Source organism: Microbaculum marinum (genome assembly GCF_037855135.1).
Lineage (GTDB): Bacteria > Pseudomonadota > Alphaproteobacteria > Rhizobiales > Tepidamorphaceae > Microbaculum > Microbaculum marinum.
This window is the reverse complement of sequence record NZ_JAZHOF010000011.1, coordinates 191,853-207,209: the sequence shown is the minus strand read 5'-3', so window position 1 is coordinate 207,209 and position 15,357 is coordinate 191,853. Positions and strand designations below refer to the sequence as shown.

General features: G+C 63.9%; 14 protein-coding genes. 13 read left to right on the top strand and 1 reads right to left on the bottom strand.

Going from position 1 to position 15,357, the window contains the following annotated elements; all coding sequences use genetic code 11:
• Positions 1-2: 2 nt before the first annotated feature.
• The 9 genes from V3328_RS23225 (at position 3) to V3328_RS23185 (ending at position 10,563) form a co-directional block, all read left to right on the top strand.
• Positions 3-527, top strand: a complete 525-nt coding sequence (locus V3328_RS23225) for a SixA phosphatase family protein (protein WP_340332110.1) — start codon at positions 3-5, stop codon at positions 525-527.
• A 201-nt stretch (positions 528-728) separates the two neighbouring features.
• Positions 729-2,213, top strand: a complete 1,485-nt coding sequence (locus tag V3328_RS23220; protein WP_340332138.1) for a YcjX family GTP-binding protein — start codon at positions 729-731, stop codon at positions 2,211-2,213.
• Positions 2,210-3,283, top strand: a complete 1,074-nt coding sequence (locus V3328_RS23215) for a YcjF family protein (RefSeq protein ID WP_340332109.1) — start codon at positions 2,210-2,212, stop codon at positions 3,281-3,283. The genes V3328_RS23220 and V3328_RS23215 overlap by 4 nt, the downstream gene beginning before the upstream one ends.
• Before the next feature lie 202 nt (positions 3,284-3,485).
• Positions 3,486-3,926: a hypothetical protein gene (locus V3328_RS23210; RefSeq protein ID WP_340332108.1), complete on the top strand. Its 441-nt coding sequence runs from the start codon at positions 3,486-3,488 to the stop codon at positions 3,924-3,926.
• Between the two features lie 364 nt (positions 3,927-4,290).
• A complete protein-coding gene (locus V3328_RS23205) occupies positions 4,291-5,034 on the top strand; it encodes a hypothetical protein (protein ID WP_340332107.1) in 744 nt (247 codons plus the stop codon).
• Between the two features lie 113 nt (positions 5,035-5,147).
• Positions 5,148-6,323 carry a vWA domain-containing protein gene (locus tag V3328_RS23200; RefSeq protein WP_340332106.1) on the top strand — a complete coding sequence of 392 codons (1,176 nt, stop codon included), beginning with the start codon at positions 5,148-5,150 and terminating at the stop codon, positions 6,321-6,323.
• A gap of 766 nt (positions 6,324-7,089) precedes the next feature.
• Complete coding sequence (locus V3328_RS23195) at positions 7,090-7,788, top strand: hypothetical protein (protein WP_340332105.1); 699 nt, start codon at positions 7,090-7,092, stop codon at positions 7,786-7,788.
• Between the two features lie 216 nt (positions 7,789-8,004).
• Positions 8,005-9,219, top strand: a complete 1,215-nt coding sequence (locus V3328_RS23190; RefSeq protein WP_340332104.1) for a hypothetical protein — start codon at positions 8,005-8,007, stop codon at positions 9,217-9,219.
• Positions 9,220-9,336: 117 nt separating this feature from the next.
• On the top strand, positions 9,337-10,563 hold the full coding sequence (locus V3328_RS23185) for a GNAT family N-acetyltransferase (protein WP_340332103.1): 1,227 nt from the start codon (positions 9,337-9,339) through the stop codon (positions 10,561-10,563).
• Between the two features lie 38 nt (positions 10,564-10,601).
• Here V3328_RS23185 and apbC read toward each other — a convergent pair whose 3' ends face one another.
• Complete coding sequence (apbC, locus tag V3328_RS23180; protein ID WP_340332102.1) at positions 10,602-11,810, bottom strand: iron-sulfur cluster carrier protein ApbC; 1,209 nt, start codon at positions 11,808-11,810, stop codon at positions 10,602-10,604.
• A gap of 160 nt (positions 11,811-11,970) precedes the next feature.
• Between apbC and fdhD the strand changes: the two genes are divergently transcribed.
• The 4 genes from fdhD to V3328_RS23160 are packed head-to-tail and all read left to right on the top strand — an operon-like array spanning position 11,971 to position 15,350.
• The gene (gene fdhD, locus V3328_RS23175) at positions 11,971-12,855 is read left to right on the top strand and encodes a formate dehydrogenase accessory sulfurtransferase FdhD (RefSeq protein ID WP_340332101.1); all 885 of its coding nucleotides are present in this window, start codon (positions 11,971-11,973) and stop codon (positions 12,853-12,855) included.
• Positions 12,852-13,538, top strand: coding sequence for a molybdenum cofactor guanylyltransferase MobA (mobA, locus tag V3328_RS23170; protein WP_340332100.1), 687 nt, complete (start codon positions 12,852-12,854; stop codon positions 13,536-13,538). Before fdhD ends, mobA begins: the two co-directional genes overlap by 4 nt.
• Complete coding sequence (mobB, locus tag V3328_RS23165; protein ID WP_340332099.1) at positions 13,535-14,089, top strand: molybdopterin-guanine dinucleotide biosynthesis protein B; 555 nt, start codon at positions 13,535-13,537, stop codon at positions 14,087-14,089. The genes mobA and mobB overlap by 4 nt, the downstream gene beginning before the upstream one ends.
• On the top strand, positions 14,067-15,350 hold the full coding sequence (locus V3328_RS23160; RefSeq protein ID WP_340332098.1) for a molybdopterin molybdotransferase MoeA: 1,284 nt from the start codon (positions 14,067-14,069) through the stop codon (positions 15,348-15,350). The genes mobB and V3328_RS23160 overlap by 23 nt, the downstream gene beginning before the upstream one ends.
• Positions 15,351-15,357: the final 7 nt, after the last annotated feature.

The window sequence follows — 15,357 nt, the reverse complement described above, 5'->3', positions numbered from 1 at the left end:
CGATGCTCCGGCTGATGCTGCTGCGCCACGCGAAATCGTCCTGGGACGTGCCGGGCAAGGCCGACTTCGATCGCCCGCTCAACGAGCGCGGCCGCGCTGCTGCACCGCGGATGGCAAGCTACATGGCGGAAAATGGCCTGCTGCCAGAGCGGATCGTCTGTTCTGCGGCCCTTCGCGCCGTCGAAACGCTGGCACTGGTGCTGCCGCCGATCTCCGCCGACATGGAAATCATCCTGTCGCGCCGACTCTACGAAGCCGACGGAGAAGGCTATCTGACGGCCGTGAGAGAAGCCGGCGGGACTGCAGCATCGCTGCTGCTGGTCGGCCACAATCCCGCGATGGAGGACGTCGCCGGCCTGCTCGCCCCCGTCGGCGATGCCGTCGCGCTCGCCGAAATGCATGAAAAGTTTCCGACGGCCGGTCTCGCGGTGATCGATTTCGACGGCCCGCGCTGGAGCGATGTCGGCCCCGGCGCCGGGCGCCTGATCGCGTTCCATACACCGAAGTCGATCGGTGGCGACGAGTAGCGAAGCGTTTCGGCCGGGCCGGGAGTGCCCGCGGCGCGAATGGCACCTGTGCAATCGCCCGCAAAGACACAGCATGGGCGGATGCACCCTTGCGAGGGCCGGGAAACGGGCCCGAACGGCACAAGCCGGCTCCTATTCCGAAACGCATCCCCGTTTCCTACATTGCCCCCGTAACCAACGGGCGGTGAGCAGCAATTGACGATGACATCCATCGCCGACGAGGCGCGGCTCGCCGTCGGCAATATTGCCGATTTCGCAAGCGGGCTTGTGACTCCATCGGTGCGGCTCGGCGTGACGGGCCTGTCGCGCGCCGGCAAGACGGTGTTCATCACCGCACTGGTGCACAATCTCGTCCAGGGCGGCCGGCTCCCGGTATTCGACGTGATGGCGCAAGGCCGACTGGCACGCGCCCGTCTCGACCCGCAGCCCGACGACGATGTGCCTCGGTTTGACTACGAGGCCCACGTCGATGCGCTGATCGGGCCCGACCGGCACTGGCCCGACTCGACCAGGCAGGTGAGCGAACTGCGGGTCACGATCGAGTACGAATCGGCCACCTTCTGGGGCCGAAACGTCGGCTCCGGCCGGTTGCATCTCGACATTGTCGACTATCCGGGTGAATGGCTTCTCGACCTGCCGCTGCTCGGCCGGAGCTACGCCGAGTGGTCTGCCCGGGCCGTCGCGCTGTCGCGCGCCCAGCCCCGCGCGAGGCTGGCACGGGATTGGCACGCCTACCTGGCGACGCTCGACCCCGAGGCGCCCGGCGACGAGGGCGCGGCGCGTGAATCGGCGCGCCTGTTCACCGCCTACCTGCGTGCCTGCCGGGACGAGCGCTTTTCGTTGTCTGCCCTGCCGCCCGGCCGCTTCCTGATGCCGGGCGATCTGGAGAACTCCCCCGCCCTGACCTTCGCGCCGCTCGACCTTTCGCCGGCCTCCCCGTCCCGGCGCGGCTCGCTGGCGGCAATGATGGAGCGGCGCTACGAGGCCTACAAGTCCGTGGTGGTCAAACCGTTCTTCCGCGACCATTTTGCCAGGCTCGACCGCCAGGTCGTGCTCGTCGACGCTTTGCAGGCTCTGAACGCCGGCCCCTCGGCAATCGGCGATCTGGAATCCGCGCTGACGGAGATCCTCGCGTGCTTCCGGCCGGGCCGGTCGAGCTGGCTGTCGCGGATCCTGACGCGGCGCGTCGACCGGATCGTTTTTGCCGCCACCAAGGCGGACCACCTGCATCACCGCAGCCACGACAGGCTGGAGGCGATTCTGGCGCGCATCGTCCGCAACGCCGTCGAGCGGGCCTCGTTTGCCGGCACCGAGGTGGATGTGGTGGCGCTGGCCTCGGTGCGTGCCACGCGCGAGGCAAGCGTAAAGCGCGGTGGCGAGACGCTCGACTGCATTGTCGGCACCCCGCAGGCGGGGCAGCGCGTCGCCGGGGAAATCTTCGACGGCAACGAGGAAATTGCCATATTTCCCGGTGACTTGCCCGCCGATCCGGAATCCGCTTTTCAACACCCTGAATCAGTTTTTGAAGTACCTGATTCAGTTTCTGAAGCAGAGGCCGAGGCCTATCGCTTCGTCCGATTCCGGCCGCCGCCCCTACAGCGGACGGCAGAAGGCGTGTCGCTGTCGCTGCCGCATATCCGGCTCGACCGGACCCTGCAGTTCCTGCTTGGAGACCGCCTCGCATGACCAGGAAACCCGACCGATCGCCGGCGGCTTTTCGCCTGTCCGACCCCGCTGTGCTGGTCGAGGAGGCCGCCGCACAGCACGACGGGGCCGTCGGGCCCGTCCCCGGCCGAACGGCCCCGAAGGCACGCATTGCACGCGACGATGAAGACCCTTTTGCGGCCGAGACGGTCGCCGAACTGATCGCGGGCCCGCCACGGCGCAGGAGGGGGATCGGCTGGGGCAAACTGTTCTTCGGCGCCGCCGGCGCCCTCGCCTCCTTCGCGATCGGCATCTGGATCACCGATTTCGTTACGTCCCTCTTTCAGCGCAACGATCTACTCGGCTGGATCGCGCTCGCCCTTGCGGGCCTGACGGGCATCGCCCTGCTCGCGCTGGTCGCACGCGAGGCGGCGGGACTGATGCGCCTTGCCCGCGTCACCCAGCTGCGGACCGACGCCGACGCGGCAGCGGCCTCCGACGACCGCGAAGCGGCGAGGCGGATCGCCCGGGAAGCCGTCGCGCTTTATGCCTCCCGGCCGGAAACCGCGCGCGGCCGTGCGGAGGTCGCCGGCCATGCCGGCGAGATCATCGACGGGCGGGACCTGCTGCGGCTTGCCGAGCGCAACCTGATGACGCGCTACGACATGGAGGCGAAAGCGCTGATCACGGCTGCGGCGGGGCGCGTCTCCGTCGTGACTGCGATCAGTCCGCGGGCCTTCGTGGACATCGCCTACGTGCTGATCGAGACGACCCGGCTCGTGCGCCGCATCGGCATGGTCTATGGCGGCCGCCCCTCCGGCCTGGCACTGCTTCGGCTGCTGCGGCTCGCCATCGCCCATCTGGCGGTCACCGGCGGCGTGGCGATGACCGACGGCCTCGTCCAGCAACTCGTCGGTCATGGACTGGCGGCACGCCTGTCGGCCCGCCTCGGCGAAGGTGTCGTAAACGGCATGATGACGGCGCGTATCGGTCTTGCCGCGCAGGACGTCTGCAGGCCCCTTCCCTGGCTCGAGAACAAGCCGCCCGGCCTCTCCGACGTCATGTCGGTAATCGCCAGGGCTGCCGGAGAGAAGGCCAAGAAAGGCGATTGACGATTCGCTCGGGATCGGGCCATGAACGGTTGCGGAAGGGTCGGACGCTGACACATTCAGAAATGTTCGCCACAAAAACGCCGCGAGCCTGAACGAGGTGTCCCGTATGTTGCGATGCGCTGCCAGATTCGCGTTTGTCGCCGCCCTCGGGTGCGGCGTCACGCTTGCCGTCGTACCGACCGCTTCGGCGGACGAAAACGGCGTGCTCGAAGGCTTCACCGGCGAATGGCGCGGCACGGGCGCCGTGCGTACCACGGAGGACGGCGAACCCGAGAAGCTGGTCTGCCGGGTCGAGGGCGAACTCGATGACAGCGGCGACGCCCTCGAGCTGAGCGGCCGCTGCGGCGGCGAGCGGTTTACCGGTACCTTTCGCGTCTCGCTCACCTACAACAAGTATGCCAAGGCATATTCGGCAGTCTGGCGCGATTCGCTGGGTTCGGTCAGCCCGCCGCTGACGGGACTGCGTTCGGGGAGCCGCCTCGTGTTCCGGGTCCGGCACAACGATTTCGAGACCGAGGGCCGGGCGATTTCGACGCTGATCGTCGATCCGGAAGCGTCCCGCTTCCGCATTGTCGGTCGGACGCTGCCGGCCGCCGGGACTGAGGACTTCGTCTCTGCCGACCTCATATTCGTGAAGGGCTGACGCTTCCAGTTCCGCTCCGGCTTGGCTCCGCAGGGCCTCCGCCTCCCCGACACATCACGTGACAGAACCGCGCCGCACAACGGCGCGGGCGGTCGCCTCGCGCCCGCTACTCCCCGGCATTGGCGACAGTTGGCGCCCCCGCTTCCGTCGAGGTATCTGCGTCATTTTCAAATAAATTTCTGATGCCGGTTAAATAACAGCGGCAGGTCAATCGGGTTAACCAACTCGAACATCGAGCGGAATCGAGCTCGAGAATTATAAACTTGACTCTACGGAAGCTCGTAACTCAAGTCCCCCGGCCAAAATAACAACAGTCTGGGAGGCTGAATTGAGAGGCCGACATATATTTTCTTGTATCGTCGCTGTGACATCTTGTGTTGCACTGCACCCTTCAACTGCGCTGGCGAGAGCGGAACTGCTCGAGGAACGGACAGTCCTTCTGGCCGCTCCGTTCTGGAAAGGGGAGGATCCGGCGGCGCCGGGCACGCTGTGGGTCGGCACCGGTATCCCGGCGACCAACTTCATCCTGCAGCGGTATGCGGGCCGGGGCGTCGAACTCGCCATCAAGGTTCATCTGCGCCAGGGCGCCGATCTTCTTCCCTCCTACGTCGATACCGACGGTATCCTGCACGTGGAAGTGCCGGCGGGACACCAGATGGCCCCGATTGAACACATCAACCGTGCCAAGTGGAACTTCACGTTCTCGGTCGACACCGGGTTCCGCACCAAGAAATACACGCTGGAGGATTTCACCGCACGACTGTTCGTCGACGTCGATCCGTCCAGAAAGACCGACTTCCTGAAGCTGGACCTCGCGGTGAAGGACGAATTCCCTGTCGGGCAATACAACGGCTACGGCTGGGAATACGACGGCGATTTCATCATCACCGACGATGAGGGGACCAACGTCGTCACACAGAATTCGCAGAACCTGGCCTTCTATGACGAATTCATCGACGCCGATCCGGACGCTCCAGGACAGCAATCGTACATGGAGGCGGATTTCCCGCCCGGCGAATTCGATGTCGTTCTGCACCTCATCGCCGCGGACAAGACGTGGCGAGCGAAACTGCATGTGGTATTCGACGTCGTCGAGGTCCGCGACTAGCAGATTTCCTGCCCGCAGCCGGGATCGGATTTTCCCGATCCCGGTTCGCCGGCGCCTTGGATGACGGCGCACTGCCCTATATGTTCGCCCGGATCACCCGACCCGGGAGCGTCATGTTCATTACCTTTTTCCATGAGCTGAAGCAGGCCGGCGTCCCGGTCACATTGCGCGAGTACCTGACGCTGATGGACGCGCTGAAGCTCGACCTCGCCGACAAGCGGGTGGAGGACTTCTACTACCTGTCGCGCGCGTGCCTGGTGAAGGACGAGCGCAACCTCGACAAGTTCGACAAGGTCTTCGGCCACGTGTTCAAGGGGCTCGAGCTGATGTCGGAGACGCTCGAAGCCGACATTCCCGAGGAATGGCTCCGCAAGCTGGCCGAGAAATATCTCACCGACGAGGAAAAGGCCGAGATCGAGGCGCTCGGCGGCTGGGACAAGCTGATGGAGACGCTCAAGAAGCGTCTCGAAGAGCAGAAGGGTCGCCACCAGGGCGGCAACAAGTGGATCGGCACCGCCGGCACCTCACCGTTCGGAGCTTACGGCTACAACCCCGAAGGCATCCGCATCGGCCAGGACGAAGGTCGCCACTCGCGTGCGGTGAAGGTGTGGGACAAGCGGGAATTCAGGGATCTCGACGACTCCGTCGAACTCGGCACGCGAAACATCAAGGTGGCGCTGCGCCGCCTGCGCAAGTTCGCCCGCACCGGGGCCGCCGACGAGCTCGACCTCGACGGAACGATCAGACAGACGGCCAACAAGGGCTGGCTCGACCTGCAGTTCCGCCCCGAGCGGCGCAACGCCATCAAGGTCCTCGCGTTCTTCGACGTGGGCGGCTCGATGGACTGGCACATCAAGATATCGGAGGAACTGTTCTCGGCCGCCCGGACCGAGTTCAAGATCATGGAGTATTTCTACTTCCACAACTGCCTGTACGAATCGGTGTGGAAGAACAACCGCCGGCGCTGGCAGGAGCGCACCCCGACCTGGGATGTGCTGCACAAGTTCCCGTCCGACTACAAGATCATCTTCGTCGGCGATGCCTCGATGAGCCCCTACGAGGTGACGATGCCCGGCGGTTCGGTGGAGCATTTCAACGAGGAGGCGGGCGCAGCCTGGCTTACCAGGCTGCTCGGCGTCTACGAGCACGCCGTCTGGCTCAATCCGGTGCCGGAGAAGCACTGGGACTACACGCCGTCGATATCGATGATCCGGCAACTGTTCTCCGATCGCATGTATCCGCTGACGATCGAGGGCATCGACGATGCGATGCGGGAACTCGCGCGCTGAATTGACGATGAGTTCCGTTAGTGTACCCTACCTAGGCGCACAACTTGGGGTGCATTGTAATGATCAGATATAGCTTAGCGGGGTATTTTTTTATCTTACTCCAAGCGTCTGCTTGTGACGGCTCGGCTGACGTATTGCCATCCGGGACACTTCAAATAGCTGTTTTTTCTGAGGACGATGCGTGCGGGCGAGCTAACGGATACCAAGATGAAAGCTGTACCGAGTTAACTTTAGACCAATTCCGGCTCTTAACAAGAACTCGTTACCCCATATTGCAAAGTGGCAATATCTCTCCGGATTATTTATCGTTGAGCAGGAATTTGAAGATTGCCATACGCGATTACAATTTGCGATTGGAAAACAACGATCACGATCTAATTTTGGCAAAGAATAGACTATCTGCAGTTCTTTATTTCGAATGGGACGATAACACACCCTCTTTTGCTGAAATATACAGATATAATATTTCAAGTGAAAATGCATTAATGGAATATAAATACCAAAAGGAATTGTTTGGAAATAATTTTATATTTCATTTCCCGCTTAACAAGCTGCACTCACCTGGGGAAATAAGTTGGACATTTAGATTCAACAGGAATAGCAATTTAATATACAGTTGGGGCGGGCGACCTCCGTCTTCACTATTAGATTTTCTAGGCGGCTCCGCTAAATCTAATACCGTGGGCACTGCTGTATCAGAACATTTGAGAGTGGGGAACGCTATAGAAAATGCGCTTTTAAGCATCTTGTCTGGATCGGCAAGATAATGTCGAAAGATAGAAGCGAATTTATTCACTCTATTGGCGAGAAATTAGTAATAGGCATCCTATTTGCAACATTCTCTTTTTTGATATTTGAGCAGGTGAAAAATTCGATTTCTGAACGAGCGTCTATTCGCGACAAAGCCCTAGAGACAGCAAACATAATATCAAATTACTATTTGGATATTGCTAGAGATACAATATTATCTCTTCAAGATGTCCGAATTCGCGCGGATGAATTTAACATTATTGGCGACACCGATGCTGATGATAGAAGAATTAAGGGTGGCGAAATAGCTGATTTATCACGTATGATTTTGTTGAAAATTGAACAACTCCAAACATTGGAAATGGATTTATTGGAGAATTCGGAGCCTAATAATTCATCTTCGGGCGATAAATTGAAACAATATGAATCAAAATATAGAGAAATAAAGAACAATCTTGCTTCTATATCGAACTCTGCCACCACGTCCATTCAGATAGAGCAGGATGAATTGGACAGCCTTTACGAATCCATAGCATTCCTTGTTTCAAATGTGAATAATAATGTTAAATCTATAATTTATAGTGAGGCAGACTATAAAATGACGGATGGACGATTTTGGGAAGTAAGTGGATTTCGATATATAATTTTTGCGATATCCTTGTGCCTGTTTGGAGTTCTGATCGTTTTTATACTTTTGCCAAAATCCCCATCTTAGGAGATTTAATCACTCCGATAGCCGACTTGCTGATCTATCAGATCTCGTCCAATCGAGGGCATCGATGATGCGATGCGGGAACTCGCGCGCTGACGACGCGTTGGCGAGTCGAACCCGTCATCCGCATCACCCGAGCTCGCAGACCGACTGAACCTTGTTTTCCTCACCTTATCCCAGCCGTGTCGCCGTACAGCTCCAGGTCCCCTTCACGCGCTCGTGGAGCCGGGCATGACGGAGCCACGCCCCAAGAACTCGGACGCCGTCGCAGACGAGACGCTCCCGCAGGCCGGCGCCGACGCAGCGCCCGCCCCTGAGAAGTCCTCTGAAACGTCGACCGACACGCGGGCGAAGCCCCGCAAGTCGCCGGCACGCAAGTCGGCCAGGTCCACCGATGCCGCCGCCAGGAAGCCGGCCTCGCGCAAGTCCGGATCCCCTGCAGCCCCATCGGGTAAGGCGACGGACGCCGACCAAACGTCAACCCGGAAAACCCGGGCCTCCAAACGTTCCGCCGGAAAAGCTCGAACCAAAACCGCCCCCAAGTCCGGGAGCGTGGACAAACCGGCAAGCCGCGCCAAGACGTCTCCGGCTGCGTCGAAGGCGAAATCCGGATCCGCGTCGAAGCCTACGGCCCGGTCCAAGACGTCGGCCCCGAAGGCGCCGGCCGGTACGCCTGTCGCCGACGCCACTGCCAGAGCAGCAGCGACCGCACCGGAGCCGCCTGCCACACCGCCCGCGACCCGGGGGAGGTCAGAGGCGCCGCCGCTGTCGCTTTACCGGACCGGGCTTCTGCTGATCCATCGCCTGACGTGGGATCGTTCGGCAAGCCGACTCGAACGGGCGCCGACGGCGACGCAGGCGCCGGCGGACGCGCTCGGATCGGCCGACGCCGGCCGGTCGCAGGCCCATGGCTACCGCGCATCGCCGCGCAAGCTCATCCGATGGGTACTGGATGGCCTGTCCGAGCGGCTCGAACAGGCCACATTCCTGGACATCGGGTCGGGACGTGGCCGGGTCGTCTTCGAGGCTGCCCGCTACCCGTTCCAGCGGATCGTCGGCATCGAATGCGTTGAGCCGCTGCACGAGACCGCCACACTCAACCTTCGCCACTGGCCACGGGCGCAGATGCGCTGCCGCGAGATCGACCTCGTCCTGGGAGATGCCCTGGAGCAACCGCTGCCCGAAGCCGACCTGGTGGTCTGGATGTTCGATCCGTTTCCCGAACGGCTCTTCACGCGAATGGCTGCCCGTCTCGCCGAGCACGCGAATCGCTGGAAAGTGACGATCGTGCTGGTGGCCCCGCGCTCGCTGATGGCCTTCCGGCAGAGCGCCACCTATCGGCCGATCGATCTGCCCGCGCCGATCCGGCGCCGAATCGCGCTTCTCAGTCCGTACAAGATCGCGGTATTTGCGGCCGGACAGACAAGGAAGTAACGTCCGCCTTGCCCGCCTCCGACAGACGACCTCTGTCGGATCTGGCCGACTGCCACATGGGGTAGGCACCCGGCCCGGATCGGCGGCATGGTCCACCGAAGCCAAAGGAGAATTGAAATGCAGGCCCTGATTGCTGACGCGTTACCGGTGCTGAGCGGCGTCCTCGGCGTTGCACCTCGGACGCACGGCAGGTCGCGGTCCGCAATCTCCATCGGCGACGTGTCGGTAGCGACTACGGACTCGATCGCGGGCCTGGAGGCGCTGGAAACCGAATGGCTGGCGCTGGAAAGGGCGGAAGGCTCGACGACGACTCCGTTCCAGACCTACCGTTTTCATCGCGAATGGGTGCGTCATTTCGTTGATGCCGATGTGTCCTTCCGAGTCGTCACCGTGCGGTCGAACGGTAATCTCGTGCTTGTGCTGCCGCTGGCGGTTCGCCGCACGGCGCTCGGCAACGTCGCAACCTGGATGGGCGATCCGCTGATCCAGTACGGCGATGCCATCTGCTCCCCTAACGGAGACACGATGCGGTGGATGGACGCAGCCTACGCGTCCCTGAAAAGAGACGGCAGCATTTCCGTCCTTTCCCTGACGCGGGTCCGCGCGGATTCTGCCGTCGCGGCCTGGTGCGACGCGCGGATGTTCGCGATCGGCGCGCCGGAGCAGGCCATCAGCATCGATCTGTCGGGCTTTTCCGAGGAGGGAGATTTCGCCAGGGCGCGGGCCAGCCGGGCGGCGCGCAACCGCAAGCGTCGCCGCAAGCTGGAGAAGATCGGCGAGGTCGCCCTGCGGGTCGTGAAGAGTGGAGACGAGGCGGTCCGGCTCGTCGAGCAGGCCGTCGAGATGAAGAAGGTCTGGCTTCAGGAGCGTGGTCTGATGGGCCGCGCCTTTTCCGACGACCGGATGCAGGCGTGCCTGGAAGCGCTGGTGCGCAGTCCCGGCGACAGCGAGACGTCCGACGGCGCGGTGATCTGCAGCCTGGAAATCGATGGGCGGCCGGCTTCGATCGAATACGCATTCCGCCACAACGGCCGGCACTGCGCCTTCATGGGCGCGTTCGAATCCGAGTGGTCCCGCCACAGCCCGGGACAGGTGCAGATGCAGGACACGATCGAACGCTGCATTGCCGACGGCGCCACGGCCTACGACCTGATGGCCCCGGCGGATCCCTACAAGTGCGAACTCGGGACGACGGCGGTCGATGTCCAGGACTATTCGACGGTGCTGTCCTACGCCGGTCTGCCGGCGGCTCTCTGGACGAGCTACGGGGCCCGCAGCGCCAAGGCGGTGTTCAGCCTGATGCCGCAGGCCCTTCGCATGTCGATCCGCGCCCGGTTGGCCTGACGTCACCGCCGGCCGGCAAGTCCGGCCGATCCGCCTGCTCAGGTCTCGATGACGATCCGGGGGGCCGGACGCACCGCTGCCTGACTGTTGCGTCCGATCGCCGCCCACGCCTTCTGGGCGATCTGACGAAAGATCGCCGCGTAAGGTCCATCGGGATCGGAGGCGACGACGGGCCGGCCGGTGTCCGACCGCTCGCGGATGTCCATGTGCAGCGGCACCGCGCCGAGAAATTCCACGCCCAGGCGTTCCGCCTCCCGCTCCGCGCCGCCGTTGCCGAAGATGTCGGAGCGCGTGCCGCAGCTCGGGCAAAGGAAGTAGCTCATGTTCTCGATGATGCCGAGGATCGGCACGTCGACACGTCGGAACATGTTGATACCCTTGCGCGCGTCGATCAGGGCGAGGTCCTGGGGGGTGGAGACGATCACCGCACCCGCCAGTGGCACCTGCTGGGCCATCGTCAGCTGCGCGTCGCCGGTGCCCGGCGGCATGTCGACGACCAGGACATCGAGTTCGCCCCACTCCACCTCGCGCAGCATCTGCGTCAGGGCCGAAATCACCATCGGACCGCGCCAGATCATCGGCGTGTCCTCCTCGACGAGGAAGCCCATCGACATGACCTTGATCCCGTAGCCCTCCAGCGGCCTGAGGATCCGCCCGTTGACCGGTTCAGGCTTGCCGGAGACGCCGAGCAGCCGTGGCTGCGAGGGGCCGTAGATGTCGGCATCGAGGATCCCGACCTTCAATCCCAGCGTCTGCAGCCCGAGCGCCAGGTTCACCGCGGTCGTCGACTTGCCGACGCCGCCCTTCCCGGAGGCTACGGCGATGATGTTGCTGATGCCCGGTACGCTCTGCGCCGGCCGCGGTGCGTGGCTGCCGGGACCTCCGGGGCCTCCCGGTCCGCGACCGGGCGCAGCGGCAGGCCGGCCCGCGGCGGGTCCGCCTCCGCCAGCCGGCGGTGCCGCCGGTGCCGGTGCGGCCGCCGGTGCCGCCCCTCCCCCGCTCTTCTCCGAGGTCAGGGTCACCATCGCCTTTTCCACACCGTCCAGTTCGGCGACGACCTTTTCGGCCGCCTCGCGCATCGGCTCCAGTTCGCGCGCCCGCGCCGGATCGACCGATATCGCAAAGAACACCCGCCCCCCGTGAATGACGACTTCCGAGATCAGCCCGAGCGAGACGATGTCGTTGCTCAGATCGGGTCCCTTCACCCGCTTGAGCGCATCGAGCACCGCCTCCTTGGTGACTGGCATGGGGTCGTCCTTCCGCGTTTGTCTTCGTTGCCTTCGCCTTGCGGCGTTGACCGCGTTATGTAAGCGGAGGGGCAACCACGTCAAATGGCTTGGCGGCGATGCTTTGAAACCGACGCTTGAACGCGTATGTGAGTCTGGTGAGGTTCCTGCGGAGATCCGCGTGAGCGACGAATTTCTGGTCCGGCCCGATCCGGACGACCCGAAACTGACGACCCCGGTCACCGGCATCGACCAGGCCGGCGCCGTCGTCGAGACCCGCGTCGTCAACGAGCGGCCGCTGACGCTGTTCCTGAACGGCCAGGAGATCGTCACGATGATGACGATAGGCGACCGGCCGGACCTGCTCGCCGTCGGCTATCTCCGAAACCAGAACATGCTGCGCGCGGACGACGAGATAACCTCGATCGACCACGACGAGGATCTCGATCTGGTGGTGGTGCGCACCGCGCGCAGGACAAACTACGAGGAGAAGCTCAAGAAGAAGGTCCGCACGTCCGGCTGCGCCCAGGGCACGGTGTTCGGCGACGTCATGGAGAGTTTCGACACGGTCCGCCTGCCCGGAAAGGCCGTTCTGCGAACGTCGTGGCTCTACGCGCTGACGAAGAAGATCAACACCGCCCCGTCGCTTTATCTCGCCGCCGGCGCGATCCACGGATGCGTGCTTTGCGAGGAGGACCGCCCGCTCGTCTACATGGAAGACGTCGGCCGCCACAACGCCGTCGACAAGATCGCCGGATGGATGTTCCTGAACGGCATCCCTGCCGCTGACAAGATCTTCTACACGACCGGCCGCCTCACCTCGGAAATGGTCATCAAGACGGTGATGATGGGCATCCCGATCCTGGTCTCCCGCTCCGGTTTCACGGCCTGGGGCGTCGAGCTTGCCCGACAGGCCAACCTTACCCTGATCGGCCGCGCCCGCGGCAAGCGGTTTCTGGCACTGAGTGGGACCGAGCGGATCGTGTTCGATCTCGATCCGGAAACCGTCGAGGAGGAAGCCCCGAAGCACCGTCGCAAGGCCAGCCTTGCGGAGGTACGGGAGTGAACAACGTCACCGGTCACGACGAGACGCTTCTCAACGACAACGCGCGATGGGCGTCGCTGACGGTCGGCTGCGTGCTGGCGGGCGGGCTGTCGCGGCGCATGGGCGGCGGCGACAAGAGCCTCCGGGATCTCGGCGGCCAGCCCATGCTGGCCCGCGTCCTGGACCGGCTGAAGCCGCAGGTCGGGGAGTTCGTCATCAACGCCAACGGCGATCCCGACCGCTTCGCTGCGTTCGGTGCCCCCGTGACACCGGATCCCGTGCCCGGCTTCGCCGGTCCGCTCGCCGGCGTTCTGGCCGGAATGCGCTGGGCCGAGCGGCACGCGCCGAAGGCCCGCTGGGTCGTCACGGTCGCGACCGATACGCCGTTCTTTCCGGCCAATCTGGTGACGCGGCTCGTTGGCGCGGCGGGGCATCACGAGACCATGATCGCTCTTGCCAAGTCCGGGGATCGCGTTCATCCGGTCTTCGGCCTATGGCCCGTCGCGCTCGCCGACGATCTGGAGGCGGCGATCCGGGACGAGGAACTGCGAAAGGTGCTGGTCTGGGTGCACCGGCACCCGCATGTCGAGGTGATCTTCTCGGGCCCCGTCATCGACGGCACGGAGATCGATCCCTTCTTCAACGTCAATACGCCGGAGGACATGGAAGTCGCCGAGGCGCTGGCGGAGGAACTGCCGGCATGAGCACTCCCCCGCCGCTCTTTGGCGTCACGGGGTGGAAGAACTCCGGCAAGACGACCCTCGTGACGCGGCTGATCACGGAGTTCACCCGTCGCGGCTACCGCGTGAACTCTGTCAAGCATGCCCATCATGCCTTCGACATCGACGTGCCGGGAACCGATTCGTTCCGGCATCGCGAGGCCGGAGCGAGCGAGGTCGCGGTGGTCTCGGGTGCACGCTGGGCTCTGATGCACGAATTGCGCGACGACGACGAGCCGGCGATGGCCGACATCGTCGGACGGCTGTCCCCCGCCGACCTCGTTCTCGTCGAAGGCTACAAGCGCGAGAACCACCCCAAGATCGAGTGCCGGCGCGAAGCGACCATGAGAGACCGTCCGCTCAGCGCCTCCGATCTGATGATCGTCGCTGTCGCAGCCGACTTCGAGGCGGAGACCGGCGGATTGCCCAGGTTCGCTCTCGACGACATCGCCGCGATCGCCGATTTCATCGCCGCACAGCTTGCATTGCCGGCGCCAGCCCGCCAGACCGCCGATGCCGCACCGCAGACTGCTTGACGACTGCTTCCTGCACGACAAGGACCGGCTTCGCCACGACGAGGCGCTCGCGATCCTGCGCGAGCGGCTTTCGCCCGTCGCCGGCATCGCACCGGTCGCGCTGGCGGATGCCCTCGGCCGCGTCTGCGCCGAGGCCGTCACGGCGCCGCGGCCGGTCCCCGCAGCCGACAATGCGGCGGTCGACGGATATGCCTTCGCGCACGGCGACTACGAGGCGACCGGCGGGTTCTTTCCCGTCACCGGCCGCATCGCCGCCGGCCATCCGAGCAGCGACGTCCTGCCGATCGGTGGCGCCGTGCGCATCTTCACCGGAGCGACGGTTCCCGGCCGCGCCGATACGGTGGCGATGCAGGAGGACTGCGAACCCCACGAGCAGGACGGCCGGCAGTTCGTCGTCATTCCACCCGGCCTGAAGCCCGGCGCCAATCGCCGCAAGGCCGGCGAGGACCTGATGGCCGGCGAGACCATCGTCGAAGCCGGGACCGTTCTGCGGCCCCAGGAGATCGGCGCGATCGCCTCGACCGGCGCCGCCAGCGTTGGCTGCTTCGCACCGCTGAAGGTCGCGGTCCTGTCGACCGGTGACGAGATCCTTGGCAGCGGCGCTCCGTTTCGGCCCGGCGCGGTGTACGATTCCAACCGGCCGCTGCTCTCCGCGCTGCTGGCAACCTTGCCCGTCGAGGTCACCGATCTCGGCATCGTCGCCGATCGCCCCGAAGCGGTCCGTTCGATGCTGACGGAGGCCGCGGCCACGCACGACGCGATCCTGTCCACCGGCGGTGCGAGCCGCGGCGAGGAGGACCACGTGATCGCGGCGCTGTCCGACCTGGGCCGCCGCCACATGTGGCAACTGGCGATCAAGCCGGGCCGGCCGATGACGTTCGGCCAGATCGGCGACAGCGTCGTGCTCGGCCTGCCTGGCAACCCGGTGGCGGCCTTCGTCTGCTTCGTCCTGTACGTTCGACAGGCGATCCTGGCGCTTGGCGGAGCCGCCTGGCGCGAGCCTCGCCGCTACGTGCTGCAGGCGGACTTCGAGATCGCCCGGAAGAAGGCGGACCGCCGTGAGTTCCTGCGCGGCGTGCTGGTCGAAGACGATCGCGGAACACGGCGGGTGACCAAGTTCGCCCGCGACGGATCGGGTCTGATAACGTCGCTGCGCGAGGCGGACGGGCTGATCGAGATACCCGAGGACGTCACGGCGGTCGCATCAGGCGATCCGGTGCGCTTCCTGCCATTCAGCGAGGTCGGCCTGCCCTCGCCTTGAGGGGCAG

Excerpts from the sequence above, each read along its gene's own strand:
- mobB (WP_340332099.1), top strand. The coding sequence starts at position 13,535 with ATGAGCACTCCCCCGCCGCTCTTTGGCGTCACGGGGTGGAAGAACTCC.
- V3328_RS23215 (WP_340332109.1), top strand. The coding sequence starts at position 2,210 with ATGACCAGGAAACCCGACCGATCGCCGGCGGCTTTTCGCCTGTCCGAC.
- V3328_RS23195 (WP_340332105.1), top strand. The coding sequence starts at position 7,090 with ATGTCGAAAGATAGAAGCGAATTTATTCACTCTATTGGCGAGAAATTA.
- V3328_RS23160 (WP_340332098.1), top strand. The coding sequence starts at position 14,067 with ATGCCGCACCGCAGACTGCTTGACGACTGCTTCCTGCACGACAAGGAC.
- V3328_RS23200 (WP_340332106.1), top strand. The coding sequence starts at position 5,148 with ATGTTCATTACCTTTTTCCATGAGCTGAAGCAGGCCGGCGTCCCGGTC.
- V3328_RS23225 (WP_340332110.1), top strand. The coding sequence starts at position 3 with ATGCTCCGGCTGATGCTGCTGCGCCACGCGAAATCGTCCTGGGACGTG.
- V3328_RS23185 (WP_340332103.1), top strand. The coding sequence starts at position 9,337 with ATGCAGGCCCTGATTGCTGACGCGTTACCGGTGCTGAGCGGCGTCCTC.
- V3328_RS23220 (WP_340332138.1), top strand. The coding sequence starts at position 729 with ATGACATCCATCGCCGACGAGGCGCGGCTCGCCGTCGGCAATATTGCC.
- apbC (WP_340332102.1), bottom strand. The coding sequence starts at position 11,810 with ATGCCAGTCACCAAGGAGGCGGTGCTCGATGCGCTCAAGCGGGTGAAG.